The organism is Pseudomonas sp. 478, assembly GCF_003254125.1.
GTDB lineage: Bacteria > Pseudomonadota > Gammaproteobacteria > Pseudomonadales > Pseudomonadaceae > Aquipseudomonas.
Map to the genome: position 1 here is coordinate 140,395 of NZ_QKZG01000016.1, position 22,899 is coordinate 163,293.

The 22,899-nt window shown below is 56.5% G+C and carries 28 protein-coding genes; 15 read left to right on the top strand and 13 right to left on the bottom strand.

Annotated features, from left to right (window positions below):
• Positions 1-34: 34 nt before the first annotated feature.
• The gene (gene catA, locus DFS28_RS26755) at positions 35-964 is read left to right on the top strand and encodes a catechol 1,2-dioxygenase (RefSeq protein ID WP_111452163.1); all 930 of its coding nucleotides are present in this window, start codon (positions 35-37) and stop codon (positions 962-964) included.
• 207 nt (positions 965-1,171) lie between these two features.
• Positions 1,172-2,131 carry an AraC family transcriptional regulator gene (locus tag DFS28_RS26760; protein WP_111452164.1) on the top strand — a complete coding sequence of 320 codons (960 nt, stop codon included), beginning with the start codon at positions 1,172-1,174 and terminating at the stop codon, positions 2,129-2,131.
• Between the two features lie 39 nt (positions 2,132-2,170).
• On the opposite strand, the gene DFS28_RS26765 is transcribed toward DFS28_RS26760, so the two are convergent.
• The 6 genes from DFS28_RS26765 to DFS28_RS26790 all read right to left on the bottom strand — a co-directional run bounded on the left by DFS28_RS26765 (position 2,171) and on the right by DFS28_RS26790 (position 5,932).
• Positions 2,171-2,557, bottom strand: a complete 387-nt coding sequence (locus DFS28_RS26765) for a hypothetical protein (RefSeq protein WP_111452165.1) — start codon at positions 2,555-2,557, stop codon at positions 2,171-2,173.
• Between the two features lie 46 nt (positions 2,558-2,603).
• Positions 2,604-2,987, bottom strand: a complete 384-nt coding sequence (locus DFS28_RS26770; RefSeq protein WP_111452166.1) for a hypothetical protein — start codon at positions 2,985-2,987, stop codon at positions 2,604-2,606.
• A 156-nt stretch (positions 2,988-3,143) separates the two neighbouring features.
• The gene (locus tag DFS28_RS26775; RefSeq protein ID WP_111452167.1) at positions 3,144-3,530 is read right to left on the bottom strand and encodes a hypothetical protein; all 387 of its coding nucleotides are present in this window, start codon (positions 3,528-3,530) and stop codon (positions 3,144-3,146) included.
• A 67-nt stretch (positions 3,531-3,597) separates the two neighbouring features.
• Complete coding sequence (locus DFS28_RS26780; protein WP_111452168.1) at positions 3,598-3,981, bottom strand: hypothetical protein; 384 nt, start codon at positions 3,979-3,981, stop codon at positions 3,598-3,600.
• Positions 3,978-5,450 (bottom strand): hypothetical protein, encoded by a 1,473-nt coding sequence (locus DFS28_RS26785; RefSeq protein WP_111452169.1) that lies wholly within the window; start codon positions 5,448-5,450, stop codon positions 3,978-3,980. Before DFS28_RS26785 ends, DFS28_RS26780 begins: the two co-directional genes overlap by 4 nt.
• Complete coding sequence (locus tag DFS28_RS26790; protein ID WP_111452170.1) at positions 5,447-5,932, bottom strand: Hcp family type VI secretion system effector; 486 nt, start codon at positions 5,930-5,932, stop codon at positions 5,447-5,449. The genes DFS28_RS26785 and DFS28_RS26790 overlap by 4 nt, the downstream gene beginning before the upstream one ends.
• 182 nt (positions 5,933-6,114) lie before the next feature.
• Here DFS28_RS26790 and benA point away from each other — a divergent pair, with 182 nt between their 5' ends.
• Genes benA through DFS28_RS26810 form a run of 4 tightly spaced genes read left to right on the top strand, consistent with a single transcriptional unit; the run spans position 6,115 to position 9,786 of the window.
• On the top strand, positions 6,115-7,479 hold the full coding sequence (benA, locus tag DFS28_RS26795) for a benzoate 1,2-dioxygenase large subunit (protein WP_111452171.1): 1,365 nt from the start codon (positions 6,115-6,117) through the stop codon (positions 7,477-7,479).
• A complete protein-coding gene (gene benB, locus DFS28_RS26800; protein WP_111452172.1) occupies positions 7,476-7,964 on the top strand; it encodes a benzoate 1,2-dioxygenase small subunit in 489 nt (162 codons plus the stop codon). Before benA ends, benB begins: the two co-directional genes overlap by 4 nt.
• A 10-nt stretch (positions 7,965-7,974) precedes the next feature.
• Positions 7,975-8,988: a benzoate 1,2-dioxygenase electron transfer component BenC gene (gene benC, locus DFS28_RS26805; protein ID WP_033057713.1), complete on the top strand. Its 1,014-nt coding sequence runs from the start codon at positions 7,975-7,977 to the stop codon at positions 8,986-8,988.
• A 24-nt stretch (positions 8,989-9,012) separates the two neighbouring features.
• A complete protein-coding gene (locus tag DFS28_RS26810; protein ID WP_111452173.1) occupies positions 9,013-9,786 on the top strand; it encodes a 1,6-dihydroxycyclohexa-2,4-diene-1-carboxylate dehydrogenase in 774 nt (257 codons plus the stop codon).
• Positions 9,787-9,791: 5 nt separating this feature from the next.
• Here the strand turns inward: DFS28_RS26810 and DFS28_RS26815 are convergent, their stop codons facing one another.
• Complete coding sequence (locus DFS28_RS26815; protein ID WP_111452174.1) at positions 9,792-10,154, bottom strand: NUDIX hydrolase; 363 nt, start codon at positions 10,152-10,154, stop codon at positions 9,792-9,794.
• A gap of 212 nt (positions 10,155-10,366) precedes the next feature.
• On the opposite strand from DFS28_RS26815, the gene DFS28_RS26820 reads away from it, so the two are divergent.
• Positions 10,367-10,570, top strand: coding sequence for a DUF2188 domain-containing protein (locus DFS28_RS26820; protein WP_111452175.1), 204 nt, complete (start codon positions 10,367-10,369; stop codon positions 10,568-10,570).
• Positions 10,571-10,626: 56 nt separating this feature from the next.
• Here DFS28_RS26820 and osmE read toward each other — a convergent pair whose 3' ends face one another.
• Positions 10,627-10,983, bottom strand: a complete 357-nt coding sequence (osmE, locus tag DFS28_RS26825) for an osmotically-inducible lipoprotein OsmE (RefSeq protein WP_111452176.1) — start codon at positions 10,981-10,983, stop codon at positions 10,627-10,629.
• 13 nt (positions 10,984-10,996) lie between these two features.
• Entirely contained in the window at positions 10,997-11,236 is a 240-nt protein-coding gene (locus DFS28_RS26830; protein ID WP_033057722.1) for a hypothetical protein, read from the bottom strand.
• A gap of 169 nt (positions 11,237-11,405) precedes the next feature.
• On the opposite strand from DFS28_RS26830, the gene DFS28_RS26835 reads away from it, so the two are divergent.
• The 5 genes from DFS28_RS26835 (at position 11,406) to DFS28_RS26855 (ending at position 15,584) form a co-directional block, all read left to right on the top strand.
• Positions 11,406-11,624: a hypothetical protein gene (locus tag DFS28_RS26835; RefSeq protein ID WP_008154569.1), complete on the top strand. Its 219-nt coding sequence runs from the start codon at positions 11,406-11,408 to the stop codon at positions 11,622-11,624.
• A gap of 71 nt (positions 11,625-11,695) precedes the next feature.
• Positions 11,696-12,031 carry a hypothetical protein gene (locus DFS28_RS26840; RefSeq protein WP_111452177.1) on the top strand — a complete coding sequence of 112 codons (336 nt, stop codon included), beginning with the start codon at positions 11,696-11,698 and terminating at the stop codon, positions 12,029-12,031.
• A 312-nt stretch (positions 12,032-12,343) separates the two neighbouring features.
• On the top strand, positions 12,344-13,633 hold the full coding sequence (locus DFS28_RS26845; protein ID WP_111452178.1) for an FAD-binding oxidoreductase: 1,290 nt from the start codon (positions 12,344-12,346) through the stop codon (positions 13,631-13,633).
• A 25-nt stretch (positions 13,634-13,658) separates the two neighbouring features.
• Positions 13,659-14,213 carry a helix-turn-helix domain-containing protein gene (locus tag DFS28_RS26850; protein ID WP_008154577.1) on the top strand — a complete coding sequence of 185 codons (555 nt, stop codon included), beginning with the start codon at positions 13,659-13,661 and terminating at the stop codon, positions 14,211-14,213.
• A 24-nt stretch (positions 14,214-14,237) separates the two neighbouring features.
• Positions 14,238-15,584 carry a glutamine synthetase family protein gene (locus tag DFS28_RS26855; protein ID WP_111452179.1) on the top strand — a complete coding sequence of 449 codons (1,347 nt, stop codon included), beginning with the start codon at positions 14,238-14,240 and terminating at the stop codon, positions 15,582-15,584.
• Between the two features lie 220 nt (positions 15,585-15,804).
• Here DFS28_RS26855 and DFS28_RS26860 read toward each other — a convergent pair whose 3' ends face one another.
• Both DFS28_RS26860 and DFS28_RS26865 read right to left on the bottom strand, forming a co-directional pair.
• Positions 15,805-16,437 (bottom strand): response regulator transcription factor, encoded by a 633-nt coding sequence (locus tag DFS28_RS26860; protein ID WP_033057767.1) that lies wholly within the window; start codon positions 16,435-16,437, stop codon positions 15,805-15,807.
• Positions 16,438-16,470: 33 nt separating this feature from the next.
• Positions 16,471-17,838 carry a cache domain-containing protein gene (locus DFS28_RS26865; RefSeq protein ID WP_111452180.1) on the bottom strand — a complete coding sequence of 456 codons (1,368 nt, stop codon included), beginning with the start codon at positions 17,836-17,838 and terminating at the stop codon, positions 16,471-16,473.
• A 496-nt stretch (positions 17,839-18,334) separates the two neighbouring features.
• Between DFS28_RS26865 and DFS28_RS26870 the strand changes: the two genes are divergently transcribed.
• Both DFS28_RS26870 and DFS28_RS26875 read left to right on the top strand, forming a co-directional pair.
• Positions 18,335-20,392 carry a carbon starvation CstA family protein gene (locus tag DFS28_RS26870; protein WP_111452181.1) on the top strand — a complete coding sequence of 686 codons (2,058 nt, stop codon included), beginning with the start codon at positions 18,335-18,337 and terminating at the stop codon, positions 20,390-20,392.
• A gap of 14 nt (positions 20,393-20,406) precedes the next feature.
• Entirely contained in the window at positions 20,407-20,604 is a 198-nt protein-coding gene (locus tag DFS28_RS26875) for a YbdD/YjiX family protein (RefSeq protein WP_007900300.1), read from the top strand.
• A gap of 90 nt (positions 20,605-20,694) precedes the next feature.
• Here the strand turns inward: DFS28_RS26875 and DFS28_RS26880 are convergent, their stop codons facing one another.
• Both DFS28_RS26880 and DFS28_RS26885 read right to left on the bottom strand, forming a co-directional pair.
• Positions 20,695-21,408 (bottom strand): metallophosphoesterase, encoded by a 714-nt coding sequence (locus DFS28_RS26880; protein WP_111452182.1) that lies wholly within the window; start codon positions 21,406-21,408, stop codon positions 20,695-20,697.
• Between the two features lie 115 nt (positions 21,409-21,523).
• A complete protein-coding gene (locus tag DFS28_RS26885) occupies positions 21,524-21,721 on the bottom strand; it encodes a hypothetical protein (RefSeq protein ID WP_111452183.1) in 198 nt (65 codons plus the stop codon).
• Between the two features lie 565 nt (positions 21,722-22,286).
• On the opposite strand from DFS28_RS26885, the gene DFS28_RS26890 reads away from it, so the two are divergent.
• Positions 22,287-22,688: a DUF5329 domain-containing protein gene (locus tag DFS28_RS26890; protein WP_111452184.1), complete on the top strand. Its 402-nt coding sequence runs from the start codon at positions 22,287-22,289 to the stop codon at positions 22,686-22,688.
• Positions 22,689-22,899: the final 211 nt, after the last annotated feature.

Genomic DNA, 22,899 nt, shown 5'->3' on the forward strand with positions numbered 1-22,899 from the left:
ACGCTAATAATTACAAGATGAGGAACCCACCAAAATGAACGTTAAAATTTCCCACACTGCCAGCGTCCAAAAGTTTCTCGAAGAGGCCAGCGGTCTGCACAACGACGCCGGCGACCCGCGGGTCAAGGCCTTGGTCTACCGCATCCTGCGTGATTCGGTGAACATCATCGAAGACCTGGCCGTGACCCCGGAAGAGTTCTGGAAAGCCGTCAACTACCTCAACGTGCTGGGTGCGCGTCAAGAGGCCGGGTTGGTGGTGGCCGGGCTCGGTCTCGAACATTATCTCGATCTGTTGATGGACGCTGAAGATGAACAGGCCGGCAAGGCTGGCGGCACACCGCGGACCATCGAAGGCCCGCTGTACGTGGCGGGTGCGCCGCTGTCGGAAGGCGAAGCGCGACTGGATGACGGCATCGATCCGGGTGTGGTGCTGTTCATGCAGGGCCAGGTCAAGAACACCGCCGGCGAACCGTTGGCCGGTGCGGTGGTGGATGTCTGGCACGCCAACACCGGCGGCACTTACTCCTACTTCGATACCGCTCAATCGGAATTCAACCTGCGTCGCCGTATCGTCACCGATGCCGAGGGTCGTTATCGCTTTCGCAGCATCGTGCCGTCGGGCTATGGCTGCCCGCCGGACGGTCCGACCCAGCAACTGCTCGATCAACTGGGCCGTCATGGTCAACGGCCGGCGCACATTCACTTCTTCATCTCCGCGCCGGATCATCGTCACCTGACCACCCAGATCAACCTCGATGGCGATCAATACCTGCACGACGATTTCGCCTATGCCACCCGTGACGAGCTGATTGCCAAAATCACCTTCAGCGACGATCCACAGCGCGCAGCGGCGCACGGTGTCAGCGGTCGTTTTGCCGAAATCGACTTCGATTTCACCTTGCAGACCTCCGCGCAACCCGACGAGCAACAACGCCACGAACGGGTCCGCGCACTAGAGGACTGACAGTCCGCTTTCGCGAGCAAGTCGAATCGTCGCACCGCCGCTCCCACATTTGACCGGATTTCTTCAGGGTGAACGCGGTTGAATGTGGGAGCGGGCTTGCTCGCGAAGAGGTCAGAATATTCCACAGGTCAGTACACTGACACACTGCTGCAAGTACTGCCTTAGAATGAGCCCGACGCAACCTATAACAACAATGAGAGTGACCCGATGATGCAAGCGCAACTGTTGAGTCAGCGCAGCACCGTATTCGACCACGCCGACCCTTACGCGGTGTCGGGGTACGTCAATCAGCATGTCGGTAACCATTGCATTCTGATGCCCCGGGCCGGGCGACCGTTGGCCAGCCTCAATCACCGCAAGTTTGCCAGCCTCGACCTGTGCCGCATCAGTTACGGCGGCAGCGTGCGCGTCACGTCGGGCGCGCTGGAAAGCATCTATCACTTGCAAGTGCTGCTGCGTGGCAACTGCCTGTGGCGCGGCCATGGCCAGGAACACTACTTCGCACCCGGCGAGTTGCTGCTGATCAATCCCAATGATCCGGTGGACCTGACGTATTCCGACGATTGCGAAAAATTCATCCTCAAAGTCCCCACCCAGTTGCTGGAATCCGTATGCGATGAACAGCGCTGGCGGTATCCGGGGCAGGGCGTGCGGTTTCTGGAGAACCGTTATCAGCTCAATGAACTGGAAGGCTTTGTCGCTCTGCTGGCGATGATTTGCCAGGAAGCCGAGGCCACCGAGCAGATTCCCAAGGTGCAGGAGCACTACGCGCAGATCATCGTCAGCAAGATGCTCAGCCTGATGAAGACCAACGTCAGCCGGATCAGTCTCGGCTCACAGACGGCCACGTTCGAGGTGATTGCTGACTACATCGCGGGCCACCTCAAACAGGACATCGACAGCGAAGAACTGGCGCGCCAGGCGCGGATGAGTCTGCGGTCGCTGTATGGATTGTTCGAACGCAACGCCGGCACCACACCGAAAAACTACATCCGGCAAAAACGCCTTGAGCGCATCAACGCCTGCCTGAGTGACCCGACGTGCAACGTGCGTAATGTCACGGAAGTGGCGATGGATTATGGATTTCTGCATTTGGGACGGTTTTCCGATAACTACCGTAAGCAGTTTGGGGAGTTGCCGTCGGATACACTGAAGCGGCGGGTTTGATTCGCCTGCAAAAGGTTCTCTCGCGACAGCGATTTTTTTTCAGACAAGCTCAAGTTCGGCAACGGCGGCAAGGCCGACCATCACAAGTAACAACCCCCAACCTGTCCACTGCAAAATAACCAGCTTTCGCTTAAGGTCGGCAGGAAAGTTCTCTAGGTCTTCAGCGCAGGCACCTCCATCGCGTAGGTAGAGCCGAGGTGTAGTCATCACGCCCATTATGGCGCCCAGTAAAAACATATTTCCCCAAGGCCCACCGTTTCTGAAAGGTGCCCGAATCATAACCGCTGGGCAGTTTTGCAGGTGATTCAACATCACGTCCATTTTTGTATAGGCGAGGTGAAGTGATATGCCAATTATTATGAATGTGCCTCCAAAGTCGATTAAACCAACACAAAGAAATATTTTGTCAGCGGTGCTTATGCTCATTTAATGGTCTCGTAGATTTTTTTTTCTGCCGGAGTGGGCTCGCCGATCAATAGAACAGTCCGGAATTTCCGATCAATACAAGTGAAATTAGTGCTGCGAAAAGCCCCAGTGCGCTCCAGTGCATAATTATTAACTTACGTTTTAGTAAGCGAGGGAAGGCTTGCAAGTCTTCTGGGCTTAGTTCGCCCCTTTTGAGATAGAATCCGGGGGACGTGATAATTCCTGAAATTCCTCCTACAAGCATCAAGTTCCCCCACGGACCACCGTGCCTGAGCGGAGTACGAACCGTGATGGCTGAGCAGTTTTTCAAATGATCCAGAATAAAATCCATTTTTGTGTATGCCACATGTAGCATTACGACGATCCAAATAAACATCGCGATAATCACCACCCCGGATGAATAATCGATACCTATTTCAATGCTGTCCATTTGTATTCTCATATATTAATTCGCCTAATGCTTCTCCCCTATTCCACCTAAAAACCCACCTGCAAAAGAACCTGTCCCGACTACTATCAGGCCGCATGCGAGAGTTGCCGTTCCTCCAGTCGGGATTGCTAAGCCCGCGCAGACCCAATCGTATGTTCAAGCAAGGTCGAATATAGCTATGATCGCGAATCCCGACATTACTAATAAAAGACCCCATGCGCTCCACTGCAAAATGGCCAGTTTACGCTTCAAGCTAGTCGGAGTGTTTTTCAAATCTTCTAAACTTAACTCTCCTCTTTTTAGATAAAAGTTTGGGAAGGTTACAATTCCAGAAATACCTCCTATGAGCATTAGATTTCCCCATGGGCCACCGTGTCTGAGAGGTGCTCGAACCATGATGGCCTTACAGTTTTTATAAAGATCTAGCATCATGTCCATCTTGGTATAGGCCATATGCAATGCGACAGTGATCCAAACTAATGCCGATGCAAAATAAATCAGACCGATGCCGACGATCAATGCGTCAGCAGTTTCTTTGCTCATTTAGCGACTCCTAAATTTTTATCCGGTTACTTTTCTTTAATTGCGCTGGTACTTTCGGCAGGGAGCGTTAATGGAGTAGCCCAGACTTGCCGATAAAATAAAGTGCAAACATCGCAACTACGAGTGCTACGAGAATCCATTGCATTAATGCCAGTTTACGTCTCAGTGAATTCGGAATAGCTTGTAGGTCTTCCCTGCTTAACTGCCCATTTTTCAGATAAGGTCCTGGAAAGGCAACGTAACTTGTTATTCCTCCAATCAACATTAATTTTCCCCAGATCCCTCCATGTCTTAAAGGTGCCAATGTTTTGACCCCTGCGCTATTCGGGAATAGTCCTAAAAGCATATCCATTTTAGTGTGAGCCAAATGCAGCATGACTAAAAGGCAGGCAAACATGGAAATGACTACCAAGCCGCCTAGGTAACCGATTACAAGTTGACTAGTGCTCATCTTGTATTCTCGTAGATTATTTCTCCTATCTGCTCGAAAATTTTCCCTCCAGTCGAACCGCCAGCATAAGCTCCCGCCCCAACGACTGCTACACCGCATACTAGAGCAGCTGTGCCCCCGGTCGGTACGGAGAGCGCTATGCATATACTGCTTACAACAGGCACCGATAAAACTGTTGTCATACCTGCACCACCAATAATCCCGCCTATAAAACTTCCGGTTTCAGTAAATTTCACCTTCTCACAGGCCTCCACATTCCCTTCCGCACAAACTCCCTGAACCTTGATAACTGACGCTCCACCACCCACCGCAGTACCAATCCAACCGCCATATTTGACATACTTCGCCGCTTTAGAAACGCCTTCAATATGCGTGGCATAACCAGGGATCTGCCCAACAGCCCCAGCTTTTCTCCAGCGATGAACAAGACTTTTAGTCGATATACCCAATACGGCTTTCAGATTGGGATGATCCGGAAAGCCAATGCTCTTTTTTGTCAGTTTGGTGAGCTGGGTATTCAACTGAGCCAGCAGGCGTTTGCGTTCCGCATAAAACTCGGCGGAGTTGAGGTGGCCATTGGCTTGAAAAGTTCGTGTATGCAAACTCTCGATGTCACGCAGAATGACCTTCACGTCGTTCAGGTTCTTCGCGAACATGGACAGTCCGAAGCTGGCACCGACTGAACCCTTGGAAAGAAAGAAGGCTATTTCGTCATGGTGACGCGCCATGAAATCGGCTTCTTCTGAACTGAGAGGCTCCAAGGCTTTATTTACATTACCCGCCGCTTGCATCAACTGCGCTTCTTCGAAGGTACATAGATGATTGTTCGGATCGCTGAGAACAATCATTGTCCCGGCTTTCACCTGATCCAGATTCGGATTCAGGGCCTTGAATTTGGCGATGACGGCGGGGGAGGCTGAAGTGAAAAGCTGAGCTTCCAGTTTGTCAGCGGTCGTGCTCCTGGGGACGACGTAGAACCCTGGTTCTTCTTGTGGGACGGCCGCAGGCCATTGCTCTTGAGGAAAAAACTTCAAGTCCGAGACTGGATGTGGCGAGGAGGTTGCCCTCAATGCGTCGGGCGAATTCGCGGTCGTCGACTCGAGGCTTTGAGCATGGACAAAGCGCAATAAGCGTTCCGGGTCGGGTTTTAATGAAGGCTGTGTGAGCGTTGAGTTCGGGATTCTTTTAACCCGTTCATTGATCGCGCCCTGAGCTTTTCGCCTAACGGCTTGCGATTGGCTAAGCAGGTCTCGTTGTTCTTGCACAAGCGCCTGCAAGCCTTGCTCCGGCGTTTTGTTGCCCTGCGCAACATCGTCCGCAACGCGCTTTGCATAAAAGGCGACTTCCCGATTGAACCGCTCACGCAACATACCTTGCGCAAGATGACGAGTAGCAAGAGTGCGAGCTTGCCCCACCAGTTTGCCCGCGGCACTGTTGACGTCCCAATACTCATGACGATTCGGACTCATCCTTCATCGCCCCACGAACTGTAACCCGCGGTTTTTGCCAAGTGGTGGGTCCAGGTAATGTCGCGGTAACGAATAGCCACCTGTTCCTGAGGCTCGGCGTCGTTTTGAAAAATGGCATGAGGCATTTCAAGCGTCAGGTCGGCAATAACTCCGCCATTGATCGAAACGGTATAAAACTTTTCCTGCATGCCAAGAGCCGACACGCGATAGAAACTGATCGTGCAGTTGATTTCTTCTCTGTTTGAAAGCGCTTGAGCGAGCAGCGGTGATGATTTATCGACGGCCTTTGTGATGATGATCGGGCTATGCGTCGACTTTTTGATGTTCCCGATATTAGTGATGTTGTGGCTGTAGGACAGCACCATGATTTCATCGGTGTGCGCTACCTGATACTTGTTGCCGATAGAGTCCTGGGTTGAGCAACCCGCTGAAATCAAGCCTTGAGCTTTTCCGTTTAGGGTCATGTAACCGTGATTAGCCATAGAAACCACTCCTTGTAGTCAGGCGGGCAGTCTATGGCAGAAGTTGTAAGCAGTTATGTAGTCCGATTCCGAAAATGCGTTCTGCACTAAACGGATAAAGGTCTGCACCCAGCGGATAGTCCACCCCATTGCCCCGTCCTAGCATGAGCCTTGCCTGAACAATAACAATGGAGGCGGCGGCCATGACCCTGCGACCCGAATATCTTCAATCCCTGCTTGAGGACGATCCAGTACAAGGCATCTACCGCTGCAAGCGCGAGATGTTCACCGACCCGCGGCTGTTCGATCTCGAGATGCAGCACATCTTCGAAGGCAACTGGCTGTACCTGGCCCACGAAAGCCAGATCCCCAACAAAAACGACTTCTACACCACCACCATGGGGCGCCAGTCGATCTTCATCGCGCGCAACAAGGACGGTGAGCTCAATGCGTTCCTCAATGCCTGCAGCCATCGCGGCGCGATGCTGTGCCGGCACAAGTCCGGCAACAAGAGCTCGTACACTTGCCCATTCCACGGCTGGACCTTCAACAATTCCGGCAAGCTGCTGAAGGTCAAGGATCCGGCCGAAGCGGGCTACCCGGCGAGCTTCAACTGCGAAGGCTCCCACGACCTGACTAAAGTCGCGCGTTTCGAGTCATATCGCGGTTTCCTGTTTGGCAGCCTCAAGGCCGACGTAGTCCCACTGGTTGAACACCTGGGCGAGTCGGCGAAGATCATCGACATGATCGTCGACCAGTCCGCCGATGGCCTGGAAGTGCTGCGCGGTTCCTCCAGCTACATCTACGAAGGCAACTGGAAGCTCACCGCCGAAAACGGCGCCGACGGTTATCACGTCAGCTCCGTGCACTGGAACTACGCCGCCACCCAGAACCAGCGCAAGCAGCGCGAGGCCGGCGATTGCAACCCGACCATGAGTGCCGGCAGTTGGGCTAAGCAGGGCGGTGGTTTCTACTCCTTCGACAAGGGCCATATGCTGCTCTGGACCCGTTGGGCCAACCCTGAAGATCGCCCGCTGTACGAGCGTCGTGATGAATTGGCCCAGGACTTCGGCAAGGCCCGCGCCGACTGGATGATCGAGAACTCGCGCAACCTGTGCCTGTACCCGAACGTGTACTTGATGGACCAGTTCAGTTCGCAGATCCGTATCGCCAGGCCGATCTCGGTCAACCGCACGGAAATCACCATTTACTGCATCGCCCCCAAAGGCGAAAGCGACCACGCCCGTTCGAGCCGGATTCGTCAGTACGAAGACTTCTTCAACGTCAGCGGCATGGCTACCCCGGATGATTTGGAAGAGTTTCGTTCCTGCCAGGCCAGTTATCAGGGCAGCGTCACGACGTGGAACGACATGTCCCGTGGCGCTGAACACTGGATCGAAGGCGCTGATGAGGCGGCCAAGGACATAGACCTGCATCCGCTGCTCAGCGGAGTGCGCACCGAAGACGAAGGCCTGTTCGTGCTGCAACACAAGTATTGGCAGCAGACCATGCTCAAGGCCTTGGCCGCCGAGCAGTCCGAACTGATTCCTGTGGAGGCCGTGCAATGACCATCACCTATGACGCCGTGCGTGATTTTCTCTACCGCGAAGCGCGCTACCTCGACGACCGGCAGTGGGACGAGTGGCTGGAGTTGTACGCCCCGGACGCGACGTACTGGATGCCATCCTGGGACGACAACGACGAGTTGACCGAAGACCCGCAACGGGAAATCTCGCTGATCTGGTACGGCAACCGCACCGGCCTGGAAGACCGCGTCTTCCGCATCAAGACCGAGCGTTCCAGCGCCACCATGCCGGACACCCGCACCTCGCACAACATCAGCAACATCGAGCTGCTTGAACAGGCCGATGGCTTGTGCAACGTGCGCTTCAACTGGCACACCCTGAGCTTTCGCTACAAGACCGTCGACAGCTATTTCGGCAGCAGTTTCTACACCCTCGATGTGCGCGGTGAAAACCCGCTGATCAAGGCCAAGAAAGTGATCCTGAAGAACGATTACGTTCGCCAGGTCATCGATGTCTACCACCTGTGAGGCAGCGGTCATGACTCATTCCATCGCATTCAATTTCGAAGACGGCGTCACCCGATTCATCGACGCCAATGTCGGCGAAACCGTGGCCGATGCCGCGTATCGCCAAGGCATCAATATTCCACTGGATTGCCGCGACGGCGCTTGCGGTACCTGCAAATGCTTCGCCGAGGCCGGCCGTTATGATTTGGGCGAGGAGTACATCGAAGATGCGCTCAGCGCGGAAGAGGCCGAGCAAGGTTTTGTCTTGACCTGCCAGATGCGCGCCCAGAGCGATTGCGTGGTGCGCGTGCCGACCTCATCCGAGGTGTGCCGTACCCGTCAGGCCAGTTACGACGCGACCATCAGTGCCGTGCGCCAGTTGTCCGACAGCACCATCGCGCTGTCGATCAAGGGCGAAGCCCTGAGCAAACTGGCGTTCCTGCCGGGGCAATACGTGAACCTGGGGATTCCCGGCAGCGAGCAGACCCGCGCCTATTCGTTCAGCTCGTTGCAGCGCGATGGCGAAGTCAGTTTCTTGATCCGCAACGTGCCCGGCGGCTTGATGAGCAGCTTCCTCACCGGCATGGCCAAAGCCGGTGACAGCATGAGCCTGGCCGGGCCGTTGGGCAGTTTCTACCTGCGCGACATTCGCCGTCCGTTGTTGCTGCTGGCCGGCGGTACGGGGCTGGCACCGTTCACGGCAATGCTGGAAAAAATCGCCGAGCAGGGCAGTGAACATCCGCTGCATTTGATCTACGGCGTGACCAACGATTTCGATCTGGTGGAAATGGATCGACTCGAAGCCTTTGCCGCGCGAATCCCGAACTTCAGCTTCAGTGCCTGCGTCGCCAACCCGGACAGTCAGCACCCGCTCAAGGGCTACGTGACCCAGCACATCGAGCCGCAGCATTTGAACGAAGGTGACGTCGATGTCTACCTGTGCGGCCCGCCGCCGATGGTCGAAGCGGTCAGCCAGTTCATCCGCGAAAAAGGCATCGCGCCGACAAACTTTTACTACGAGAAATTTGCCGCGAGCGCGGCCTGAGCCGCGCTGTTGTGGGAGAGAGACATGAACAGGTTCCACGAAAAAGTCGCGCTGATCACCGGCGCAGCCCAAGGCATCGGTCGGCGCGTTGCCGAGCGCATGGCGGCGGAAGGTGCGCGGTTGATTCTGGTCGATCGCTCCGAGCTGGTGTTCGAAGTTCAGCAGCAATTGGGGCAGGGCAGCCAGGTACTCGCGCTGACCGCCGATCTTGAGCAATACAGCGAGTGCAGCCGCGTCATGCAAACTGCCGTCGAGCGTTTCGGGCGTCTGGATGTGCTGGTCAATAATGTCGGCGGGACGATCTGGACCAAGCCTTTTGAGCATTACGAAACGTCGCAGATCGAGGCCGAAGTGCGCCGTTCGCTGTTCCCGACGCTGTGGTGCTGTCATGCCGTGCTGCCGTTCATGCTTGAGCAGGGCAGCGGCGCCATCGTCAACGTTTCGTCCATCGCCACGCGCAGTGTCAATCGTGTGCCGTACGGTGCGGCGAAGGGTGGGGTCAACGCGCTGACCGCGTGCCTGGCCTTCGAAACCGCCGGTCGCGGGATTCGGGTCAATGCCACTGCACCCGGTGGTACCGAAGCGCCGCCGCGGGTCATTCCACGCAACAGCGCCGAGCAGAGCGAGCAAGAGAAGGTCTGGTATCAGCAGATTGTCGACCAGACGCTCGACAGCAGTTTGATGAAACGCTATGGCACGCTGGATGAGCAGGCAAGCGCTATCCTGTTTCTGGCCAGCGACGAAGCGTCTTATATCACCGGCATGATCATGCCGGTCGGTGGCGGCGATCAGGGCTGATCAGCTTACAGGCGACGCTGAAACGCTTTGATGATTCTGAGCGTCGCGTCGCTGGTGTTCAGGTTCTGGACCGCGTCCAGCGGATACCAGATGCAATCGAAAATTTCGTTTTGCGGGCGGGCCTCATCCGCGTTCGCCACTGAGGCCTCGTACACATGGTGTCGGGTGCTGCCCGATTGCAACTCCATCAGGTACAGCAACCCGTCGACCCCAAGCCCAGTCTCTTCCTCAAGCTCTCGCGTGGCGGCGTCGGCAATGGCTTCACCACGCTCAACCTTTCCGCCGGGCAGCATCCAGCGACTCCTTGGCTTGCGCACCAGGAGAATGTGCCGGTCCTGCTCGCAAATGACGGTCGCGCGTACTTTCATTGTGTTACCTGATTGCTGTTTGTCATAAATCAGTCATAAAAATGCAATATTCGAGCCGGAGCGTCTGTCTCAATGGTTGGAGTGATGGACGAGGCTGAAAGTGCAACCGGATGCCGAAATCCTGGCGCGACGTCTGGTTGGCACTTCATGGAAGGTCGGGTGTAAGGTATTCAAGTGAATTCAGGATCATCACTGCCGAAATGGAGGTGACTATGAGCGTTCCGATGCTGACCAAAATGCACATGAATGGTTATGACGTACTCAGCGTGAACAACGGCCCGTGGCGGGTGTGCACCAAAGGTGACCGGCTTGGAGCCTTTGGCAGTAGAGAGGAAGCACTGGCTTTTGCGGCTGCGCTTCCCGGCTACAAGGCCAGGGCAAGTCGGCCTGCACGCAGCCAGAAATCAGATAAATAACGCGCTTGAAGCCCCGGTTCGCCGGGGCTTTCCTAGTTGGGCGCCAAGGTCCCTGGCTAATAACCGCCACCACTACCGGTGCTGCGGGAGGGTTCTCGGGCTTTTTGCTGCGCGTTGCTCCATTCCGCGCAGGTCATGAAGCTTTTATGGTCGACCTTGCCCCTGCCATCGAAACTGACGTTGTACGTTTGCTGATGGCCAGCATGCTTCAGCTTGTAATCAAAGCAAGTGCCAGGCTCAACGGTACGATCCGTTATGGATAAAGGCTGGCCGCCAATCTGCTGGACTTGATCCTTGGTCATGCCGGTCTCGACCTTTGCGACCAGCGGCTGATCCCTATAGACACGCGATTCGGTGCTGCAGCCACCCGACGCGGCCAGTACAACGACCAGCGCGCATAGAGGCTTGTGCATGGCAGTGCTCCTGCTATTGAGCTTTCGTTCGAGTGATGATTTTGGCTTTCACTTCCTCGGCATACCCCTTCAGTCGTTCTTCATCTCCCTGAAACAACTCGCACAGCTTCAGGGTCGCTTGCGCATCCACGTCATTGCCAGCCAGGCGTAGTTGCTCTGCGATGCGTAAAAGTTCTACGGCTGACCATCTCAAATCCGACGCAAGACCTTGCAGGTCACGCCGAAGTTCATTTTCAGATTCGTTAAGCCACATGATGACCTCCTGCCAATCTCCGCTACGAAATTTTAGTCCCATTTCCCGGGCCAGGGCGTTTTGTTCGTCTGACCGTTGACGCAACCTTTTGTCGGGAAAATGAATGCGAACCCGCAGATTTGATGTCGTAGTGAGGTAGTGAATTTTTGCTAGGGCGAGGCAACTTCAAATGACGGCGACTGATGACTTTAGATTTCATGCCCATGAGCTGATCGTTGATCTGGACGCGGCCACCACGGAAATGATGAAACTGATTTCTGCACATCAGTTGAGCGGCCCGGAATGGGAGCGGGTCACTCAATGGCAGCATGAAGCGTACGAAAGATGGATGACTTATCTGAATGAGAGGTCGTATCCCAATCCCGGCGATCAAAACGCCCCTTGCTGAGTTCAGTGCGACGGATGGATGTCGGGGCAGCGACACGCTACATTCCCCTTTTTTCGGGATAAGGACGCGTTATGCGCAAATTGATTGGGGGCGTAGGGTTGGCGTTGCTGGCGGGTTGTTCGTTGCCCGCGTCCCTGGTGCCAGGTGAACCCAATGTCAGCAAGTACAGCGACAAGGCGCCGAAAGACTACGCCGCGTGCGTTCTGCCGGCGTGGCAGCGGGAGATACCCAAGACGACCCAATCGGCGATTTCCAATGGCTACAGAGTCACCGCGCCGAGCATCATCACGGCCGACGAGATTGTAGATATCGTGAAATCGAAGGATGGCAGTCACGTATCGCTTTATCAGGGGCCGCCCTGGGCGAAATCCGGGGCGTTGCGTCAGGCAGTGCGTGATTGTCTGTAGCGTTCAGTCGGTGATATCGGTCACCTGGATGATCGGGTCGTCGCTTGCCTGAGTGCTCGCACTGATTTTCTTTCCCTACGATCACTTATCCAGTTGTCCACCTGCGCATAATTACGCTGGCGCTTTTCGTCCGACCGATGATTCCTGTCGCCTGAAACCCAGGGTAGTGCTGCTTTGATAACGCTGCCGATGAGAACAAATCCCGCCAGGGTTTCCTGGGCGGGATTTTTTTTGTGCCTTGAGCGGTTGTCGTCGTGAAATTTAACGTGTACTTTTTCATGAAATTATAAATATAAAATTTCATGAGGCCGTATGTTTCAGCAATCTACCCAGCACGTTGCCAGCTATTACGCCCACACCTGCGCGGATCGCTTGGTGGATCGAGCTGTCCTTGAGGGCGAGCAGGACACCGAGGTGTTGATCATCGGGGCCGGCTTCAGTGGGTTGCATACGGCGTTGCGTCTGGCCCTGGCCGGTAAGCGTGTGACGTTGCTGGAAGCCAGTCGGGTGGCCTGGGCTGCCTCGGGGCGCAATGGCGGTCAGGCCATTCTCGGTTGGTCGTGTGACATGCCGCCGTTGGAGGCGGCGCTGGGTTATGAGCGTGCGCGCCGGTTATGGGACAGCATGCGTTGGGCTGCCCGGGAGTTGCGAGACTTGCCTGGCCGCCATGGTTTCGATTGTGACTATCGGCCCGGCCACCTCTGGACGTCGGTGATGCCGCGTCGGGTGAGTCTGCTGACAGAATGGCAACACGAGGCCAGCCACAAGTGGGGCCACGATGGTTTGCAGTTCATTTCGCGCGAGGCGTTGCCTGATTGGGTCGCCAGTGAGCGTTACCAGGCAGGCCTGTTCGATCCTGAAGGCGGGCATTTGAATCCGCTGAAACTGGCGCTCGGCCTGGCCGCCGCGATTGAACAGGCCGGTGGACGTATTCATGAACAGAGCAAGGCATTGAGTTATCGCGAAGACGGTGATCGTTACGTGGTCACCACTGAACGCGGTCGCATTCGCGCCGATGTGCTGGTGCTGGCGTGCAACGCCTACCTTGATCGGCTTGATCCGAAGTTGTCGAGTTGTGTGTTACCGGTTGGCACTTATCAGGTGGCCACCGCGCCACTTTCCGTGCAACAGGCGACCGCGCTGCTACCGAGCAATGTGTGCGTCACCGACAACCAGTTTGTCCTCGATTATTTCCGCCGTACGCCGGACAACCGCCTGCTGTTCGGCGGTGGTTGCACTTATCTGGGCGGCATGCCGAAGGACATCGCTGCTGCGACACGGCCCTATCTGGAGCGCGTGTTTCCCCAGCTCAGGGGCGTCGAACTGGACTTTGCCTGGGGAGGACACATCGATCTGACCCTCAAGCGCACACCTGACATCGGTCGACGTGGCGATCTCTACTGGTTACAGGGTTACTCAGGGCATGGCGTGCTGCCGACATTGGCCGGGGCGCGCGCCGTGTCCGACGCGATCCTCGGCCAGCCGGATGAGCTGGCGTTGTACCAGGGTTTGACCAACGGCAGTTTTCCCGGTGGAAAGTATTTGGCCGCCCCACTGGAAGCCATCGGCAAGGCCTGGTATCGGCTGCGCGACAGCCTTTGAAACATCAATTTCTGGAAACCTTCAGATGGACATGCAAGAAGAAATCTCGGCGCTGGCGATCCTGATCCAGGACCTGCGCAAACACAAAAAATACACGCTCAAAGAGCTGGCGGACAAAATCGGTCGTTCGGTCGGGTTTCTCTCGCAAGTCGAGCGGGGGTTGTCACGTCCCACGGTGGCGGACTTGACCGCCATCAGCGAAACACTCGGCGTGCCGACCACCTACTTCTACAGCTTGCCCAAGCCCATGGCATTGCCTTGGGTGACCCGTCCAGATGAGCGACGCACGCTGTATTACGCCGACGGGATCACCGACATCCTCGTCTCTCCGAAGATGAGGGCGTCCTTCTCAATGCTTGAAAGCCAACTGGAACCCGGCGCCAGCAGTGGTGACCGGCACATGAACGACAGCTCGGAGCAAGGTGGCTATGTCCTCGAGGGTGAGCTGACGCTGTGGCTGGATGACGATAAACCGGTGACATTGCGCACCGGCGACAGTTTTCAACTGGCCAGTCATACGCATTGTCGCTACGGCAACCTCTCGGATCAGCTCGCCCGGGTACTTTGGGTTTACACCTGATAAAAACAACAAGGAACACTAACGATGGATGCTGTCTGCTCTGATCTGGTTGCCGAGGTTCGCGCGTTTCGCCAGCGCTTCCCGCAGGTGCGTTACGTTGACCTGATTTCCCTGGATATTCCCGGGCATTTTTACGGCAAACGCTACCCGATAGAAATGCTCGAGAAGGTCGCCGCCGGCAGCGCGCTCAAGCTGCCGCAAAACTGTGTGTTGCTGGGTACGCAGGGCGGTCTGTTCAAAATCGGTGACTACTGTTTCAACGACGGCGACCCGGATGCTCCACGCCGCCTGGTGCCCGGCACGCTCAAGCCCGTGAGTTGGGAAAAACAACCGCTGGGGCAGATGCTGATTACCTCAAGCGGTACTGAAAAGCCTATTGTTTTCGAGCCGCGTGAAGTGTTGGCGCAGGTGCTCGAGCGCCTCGGCCGAAAAGGGATTTTCCCCGTGGTCGCGTTCGAGCTGGAGTTCTATTTGTTCGATCGCCAACTGCGTGACGGCTTGCCACAGTTCCCTCGCGATCAGCTGACGGACGATGCCGATGATCAGCCGAATATGCACATCGAACGGCTGTCGAGATTTTCACCGGTACTCGATGACATGGTCGAGACAGCGCGGGCGCAAGGCATCGATGCCACGGTGATCACGGCGGAGTTGGGCCCTGGCCAGTTCGAGATCAATTTCGGTCACCTTGACGACGGCCTGCGGGCGGCCGACTGGGCAGCCCTGTTCTGCCGCAGCACACGAGGGGTGGCCCTCAAGCACAACCACCGCGCCAGCTTCATGGCAAAACCCTACTTGCAGCATCCCGGTAGCGGCATGCATGTGCATGTGAGCCTTTACGACGAGGCGGGCACCAACCTGTTGGCGGCTAACAATCAGCAGGCGCTGCGCCATGCGGTGGCCGGTTGCCTTGAAGTGTTGCCGCATTGCATGCCGATCTTTGCACCGAATCACAACGCAATGCGGCGCTTGAGCGGTACGGTGAATGTCGCGACGCGCGCCAGTTGGGGCTTTGAAGATCGTGACGCCTGCCTGCGGGTGCCGGAGTCGGACGCGAAGAATCTGCGCATCGAACATCGCCTGGCGGGCGCGGATGCCAATCCATATCTGGTATTGGCGGCGATTCTGGTCGGGCTTGAGCAAGGGCTGGAAGTGGGGCGTGAACCGATTGCATCCCTCAACGAAGATCGTGGCAGCGGAATCGACTTCCCGCTGGAGATGCTGGAGGCCGTGCGTTCGATGCAAAACAACGTGCAGCTGCGCGAGGGTTTGGGGGCAGAGTTTGTCGATGTCTACTGCGAAAACAAGCGCCAGGACCATTTGGCATTCCTGCACGACATCAGTGCGCGGGAGTATCGCTGGTACCTCTAAATCAGTCCTTGTCGCTACTCGCCCATAAAAAATGTGTGGATATTGAATGAGTTAGAAGCTTTAGTAACTGGATGGTGAATCAAAATATCTTGTTACAGGCAGAAATGTTCAGTAATATTCGCCCCGCGTTCACCACCACGGTTTATGCATTTTGAGTCCCAGGCGTCCATCAGCTGCCTGGGATTTTTTTTGCCTGAAATTCGCGACAACTGTATATCCGCTACCGCGAGATGATCCCGTGATCGATCGCGTATTTGACCAGGGCCGCCGGTTTGTCGATGTTGAGTTTGCGACGGATGCTCAGGCGATGGGTTTCTACCGTGCGAACGCTGATGTCCAGTTCGCGGGCCATTTCCTTGTTGTTCAGCCCTTGAGCCATCTTGTACAACACTTGGCTCTCGCGCGGTGTCAGCTCGTTGTCGGTGTTTTTATCGGCGATGAGCCGCTGGGCGATCTCGGCGCTGTAGAACGTGCCGCCACTGGCGATGGCTTCGATCGCCGCGATGATTTCCCGCGACGGTGAGTTCTTCAGTACATAGCCGCTGGCCCCCGCGCGCACGGACTCACTCACGTATTCATTGTTGTCGTACATGCTGAGCACCAGCACCTTGAGCGACGGGTACTGGCTGCGCAACACCCGGGTCAGTTCGAGCCCGTTCATGTCCCGCAGGCTGATGTCGACCAGCAACAGGTCCGGCTGGCAGCGTCCGACCATTTCAATGGCATCCGCGCCACTCTCTGCTTCGCCCACCACTTCCAGGGGGGCCATGACCGCCAGCAGCGCTTTGATCCCGTCGCGGACCAGGGCGTGATCGTCGACCAGGGCGACGCGGATCGGGTAGGGCAGGTTCATCGCGGGTATTCACTCTTGTTGTCTGGGGGCGAGTCAGCGTGTTGTACCGGGCATTTTCATTGGCAGCCAAACGTCCAGCTCGCTTCTTCCCGGCATCGAGATCAGGTCGAATCGTCCACCAAAATGCTCGACACGCTCGCGGATGTTACGCAGGCCAATGCCCGCATGACGACGTTCGACCTGGGCGACGTTGAAACCGATACCGTCATCGACCACCGTCAACCGTATGGAATCTTCGGACCCGTGCAGGGTAATGGAGACGTTTTTAGCCTGGGCGTGTCGTTCAATATTAGTCAGGCCTTCTTGCACGATGCGAAACAGCGAGACCGCTGCCCCATCGACCAGGTGACAGTCGAATTCGTTGTCGTTAAAAGTCACCACCAGGCCGCTGCGTTGCTCGAATTCTGCGGCGAGTTGACCAATTGCGGCCGGCAGGCCCAGGGTGTCGAGCAGCGAGGAACGCAAGTCGTGGGAGAGGCTGCGAACTTCGCCAATCGCTTCCCCCAGACGTTCCGTAGCGTCCCTCAGCGTACTCAAACCCTTGTCGTGTGCTTGCCCATTTTCGAGCAGGTGGCTGGCCAGCTCGAACTGAAACTTGATCGAGACCAGTAGCTGGCTGATGCCGTCGTGCAGTTCACGGGAAACCCGTGAGCGCTCTTCCTCTTGCAAGCTGACGATACGCTGGGTCAGGCGCTGCAGCTTTTTGTCGGCCAGACGATGCTCGCTGACGTTCAGCGTCATGCCGCTGGCGAAGACAAACAGGACCGCCACGAGGGCCACTGCGGCAATCGCCAGCATGGTTTTACGAATGCCCTGGGCCACTTCGTCACGCGCCTGCTGGGTCGCGCGTTCAACGTCTTCAAGGTAGATGCCGGTGCCGAGCATCCAGCCCCAACGATCCAGCATCACCACATAGGCGAGCTTGTCGGTTACCTGGCCGGAGGAGGGTTTGTTCCAGGCGTAGCGCTGAAAGCCTTCGCCTGATTGCGCACTTTTGAGCAACGCCTGGATCACGGGCAAACCGTGAGGGTCTTTCATGTCCCACAGGTATTTGCCCACCAGCTCCGACTGGCGCGCGTGCATCAGGCTGCGTCCTTCGTGGTCGTAGACGAAGAAGTAGCCATTGATGCCAAAGCTGAGTTTGCGCAGTTCTTCCAGCACTTGTTGCTGGGCGTGTTCGTCACCGTGGCCGTCGTCGTACAGTGGCTCAATCAGGCTTTGTGCCATTTCGACGTAGTTTTTAAGTTCTGCGCGTTTGCTGGCCAGGATGCTGTCTTCGATCAGTTGCGCCTGTTGTTCACCCAGTTGGCGGTTCATGGATATCACCAGCGCGCAGATGACGGCGATGGCCAATACCAGCGGCAGAATCCCGAGCGCGACGATTTTGTGTTTGAGCTGCATCTCTGCTCCTGTCCGGACCGAGGGAAGGCGAAGGCCCGGCATCATATGCCAAAGATACGCGCGTCCAGTAGCGGTGCTGGACGGAATGACTTGTAGGAGCTGAGCTTGCTCGCGATGGCGGCCTGACAGCCGACCAATCACCCGCAGGTGTACACCATTCCCCTGTGCGGGCTTGCTCGCGATGGCGGTCTATCAACCGGCCCATCCTGGCGGGTGAATACCGATCCCCTGTGGGAGCGGGCTTGCTCGCGAAGGCGGTATATCAGACGACATCAACGTTGAATGACGAATTGCATTTGCGACCCAGTCGAATCGCTGAACCGTCGCTCCAACAAGAAGCTCACCGTCATCTACGTAGAACTACGTAGAAGCCACGTACGTAGTAACGCGGATTTATTTGTAGACGGCATGCGGGGATATTGGGCCAGCTCCGCACAGCGGACACAATTATAAAAATTACCGCCGCAGTCCACTGGCTGTCGGCAGGAGACACGCTATGCCCCGTCTGGCTAAACACCTCGCCTGGTTTGCCGTGGCTGTTCTGGGAGCGTTTGCGCTAAGTGTCGTGGCCCTGCGCCGCGGCGAAGCGATCAATGCCCTCTGGATCGTAGTCGCAGCAGTCGCTATCTATCTCGTAGCATACCGCTACTACAGCCTGTTCATCGCTACCAAAGTGATGCAACTCGACCCCAATCGTGCCACGCCCGCTGTCGTTAACAATGACGGTCTGGACTACGTGCCGACCAACAAACACGTCCTCTTCGGTCACCACTTCGCAGCCATTGCTGGCGCGGGGCCGCTGGTCGGTCCGGTCCTGGCGGCGCAGATGGGCTATCTGCCCGGTACGCTGTGGCTGATTGCCGGCGTGGTGCTGGCCGGTGCCGTTCAGGACTTCATGGTCCTGTTCATGTCCACCCGCCGCAACGGCCGTTCCCTGGGCGACATGGTTCGTGAGGAAATGGGCCGCATCCCCGGGACCATCGCGCTGTTTGGCTGCTTCCTGATCATGATCATCATCCTCGCGGTGCTGGCGTTGATCGTTGTGAAAGCCCTGGCCGAAAGCCCATGGGGCATTTTCACGGTGATGGCGACCATCCCGATCGCGATGTTCATGGGCATTTACATGCGCTACATCCGCCCGGGCCGCATCGGTGAAATCTCCGTGGTCGGCGTGCTGTTGCTGCTCGGTTCGATCTGGCTGGGCGGGCAGATTGCTGCTGATCCGGTCTGGGCCAAGGCCTTTACCTTCACCGGGATCCAGATCACCTGGATGCTGATCGGCTATGGTTTCGTCGCCGCCTCGTTACCGGTGTGGCTGATTCTGGCGCCACGTGACTACCTGTCGACCTTCCTCAAAATCGGCACCATCGTGGCCTTGGCGATCGGCATCCTGATCACCATGCCCGACCTGAAAATGCCCGCACTCACCCAGTTCATCGATGGCACCGGCCCGGTGTGGAAGGGCGGTCTGTTCCCGTTCCTGTTCATCACTATCGCCTGTGGTGCGGTCTCCGGTTTCCACGCGCTGATTGCTTCGGGCACTACGCCGAAGTTGTTGGCCAGCGAAGGCCATGCCCGTTACATCGGTTATGGCGGCATGCTGATGGAATCCTTCGTCGCCATCATGGCCATGGTTGCTGCGTCGGTGATCGAGCCGGGCGTGTATTTCGCCATGAACAGCCCGGCGGCGCTTGTCGGCTCTGACGCTGTTACGGTTGCTCAGACCGTCAGCAGCTGGGGCTTTGCGATTACTCCGGAAGCCCTGCAAGCGGTGGCCAAGGACATCGGTGAAACCACCATCCTGGCCCGTGCCGGCGGTGCACCGACCCTGGCGGTCGGTATCGCGCAGATCCTGCACCACCTTCTGCCGGGTGAGAACACCATGGCATTCTGGTACCACTTCGCGATCCTGTTTGAGGCGCTGTTCATTCTGACGGCAGTCGACGCCGGTACCCGTGCCGGACGGTTCATGCTGCAGGACTTGCTGGGTTCCTTCGTGCCGGCGCTGAAACGCACCGAATCCTGGACCGCCAACCTGATCGCAACCGCCGGGTGTGTGGCGATGTGGGGTTACTTGTTGTACCAGGGCGTGATCGATCCGCTGGGTGGCATCAATACCTTGTGGCCGCTGTTCGGTATCTCCAACCAGATGCTGGCCGGTATCGCGTTGATGTTGGCGACCGTTGTGCTGATCAAAATGAAACGCCAGCGCTACGTCTGGGTCACCATGTTACCCGCCGTGTGGCTGCTGATCTGCACCACCACTGCAGGCTTCATCAAGCTGTTCGATGCCAACCCGGCGATCGGTTTCCTGGCCCTGGCCAAGAAGTACAGCGATGCGCTGGCCAACGGTCAGATCCTCGCCCCGGCGAAGAGCATCGATCAGATGCAACACGTGATCTACAACGCCTACACCAACGCAACGCTGACGGCGCTGTTCTTGCTGGTGGTCTTCAGCATCCTGTTCTTTGCGCTCAAGGTCGGTATCGCCGCCTGGGGCACTAAAGAACGTACGGATAAAGAAGCGCCATTCCAGGCTCTGCCGGACGCTTGATCGAGGATTGCAGCATGTTCAATGACCTGAGTCGCCTCGGTAAATACCTCGGTCAGGCCGCGCGCCTGATGGTCGGGATGCCCGACTACGATACCTACGTCGAGCACATGCAGACCAAGCACCCGGACAAGCCGGTGATGAGTTACGAGGTGTTCTTTCGGGAACGCCAGGAAGCTCGTTACGGAAGCAAGGCCGGGCCGAAGTGCTGTTGATGATCGGTGGCAGTGATGCCACCTGAATAGATAATAAAGAACCCGGCTGATGAGGCCGGGTTTTTTTTTGAGTGGCCGAACTGTGTTGAGTCAGCTTGCGGGGATGGTTTCGAGCGTTTCGAGATCCAGCAGGGTGAAATAACCACGGTCCGGCCTCCAGCCACCCGTATCGATGTGAATCACATTGCCAAGGCTGAGGGGCATATAAAGCGGCGTATGCCCTACGACCAGTGCGCGCAGGCCTTCAACGCCATGCGCCTCCTGCTGATCGATCCGTCTTCGTGACCACATGCAGTAGTGCTGCACCTCCTGCAGACGCCTGTTGCTTTCCGGCGACTCCAGTTCGTTTCGCAGTTGCTGCCATGATGGAAATGGACAATCGGCATGCACGATGCCGATCAGGCCGTAGGCCGTTTCGACTTCGATCGCGATAGGGAGCTTGGCGAACTGCGCCGCGAATGCTTGCTTCTCGAGCGGCGACAGGCCCAAGAACCATGAGCCGCCATTGTCGATCCAGCTGTCGACGTCGCAGGTATCGAAGTACACCACGTAGTCGTCATGGTTGCCTCGCACCGGGTGGAACCATGCTTTGTCCAGCCAATCGAGCGCATCGTGACACTCGGGCCCACGGTCAATCAGATCGCCAACACTGAACAGGCGATCTACCAAGCGGTTGAATCCGGCTGCATCCAGAGCATCCTGCAACCGGGTGAAATGGCCATGAATGTCACCGACCGCGAAATCTCGACCGACAACGTTTGCGGCGAAGTGCTTGACACGTGACATCTCTAAATTTTCGAGCATGGGAATGCCACTCCGGCAGCTCCCCAACGGGCTAGTCAGTTGAGTTTAGGCCAAGAAGTGGTATTCGACCGTTACCGCCTGCCCAACAGGCTGCCCGGATCAAGCGCGGTTAGAGTCAGTAACTCGTTGCTTGCCCAAAATGGTTGTCCTGCACGCCGGCGATAAGGTGCAGAGGCACGTGTTGCGCATCGGTGGATGGCACTTCGAAACTGTCCACAATCTGGGTGTGGCGCTCACTCAGCCCGGTCGACTCTTCGACAAGAGCCTTAGCCATTCTCGCGTGGTTCGCTGCGATTTCATTGAGAGTTGACACGTTACATCTCCCGGTGACTGACCAAGCGCATCGCTGGCGTCCTAAGCGTTAATTAAAGTGCTGCCGCGTCAGAATTACGTCGTTCTGGGGCTGCTACGAGCGTCTTTTGCAAACCTTGAGCCAGGCGTTGTCAAAAAAATCGCGCAGCGTTTCTGATGCGACGAATGGTGGTTACTGGCTTCTAAGGGGGATATTTCCTGAGCCTATAAGGAGCCTATACGGCTGGGGAAAAGGTGATTAGACGTGCAGAAGTTGTTTTGTTAAAAAAATAGTGCATGGTCGCTGTTGACGCACCAATGCATCTCCATTCGGTTAGATGGATATCGCCCAACATTGAGCTGGGCAATGATCAATGAGTCTGATGCCGATACAGGGATAAGTAACTGCGACTTTGGCCAACTGCTCGCGCACAGAGGCATTGGGCTCATTGATCCCCTTTCTCTTCCTCAGGTTGATCCTTTCGAACAAAAGAACATCGCGCCGGGGAGTGCGTGCAGACTGGCCGAGCGCTGGCTGCCCGGGCGATGCCGCGCTACAGTCTTCGTTTTCAGGACAGGGAAGTATCATGTGGATTTTGAAAGTAGTGGTGATTCGACCCATTATCCGCCGATGGCTGATCGCTGTTTCTATCGGTCTTTTTGCAGTGGCGGGCGGTGTACAGGCTCAAACCTCGCCACAGGCGAACCAGGAGATAAAGGGCTTGCTGGATTTTGTGGAGCGCAGTGAGTGTAAGTTCGTGCGCAACGGCAGTGAGTACCCTGGGACCCAGGCTCGGGCACATCTCGAAAAGAAGCTGAATTATCTTGAAGGCAAGAATCTGGTGAGCAGTGCAGAAGACTTCATCGATCTTGCTGCCACTAAAAGCAGCATGAGTGGCAAAGCCTATGAAGTGCGTTGCCCGACAGGCATCCAGCCTACGAGCACCTGGCTGAAGATGGAGTTACAGAGACAACGTCAGCTCCATTGAGCCTATCCCCTGAAACGAGAAAGGCCGGCCGACTTGCCATAATGCTGTTCACTTAGGGGGGGTAGCCATTTCATTAGCGAGTCCCTTTTTCAAACGCCAAAAAGGAACCAAAAGGCTTTGCCCCTCCATTCGGTGCCTCGCCTAGGCTCGGCATGCCCTCACTCCGGCATTGCTCCGGGGGCCCGCCGCCATCGGCCATCCATGGCCGGGG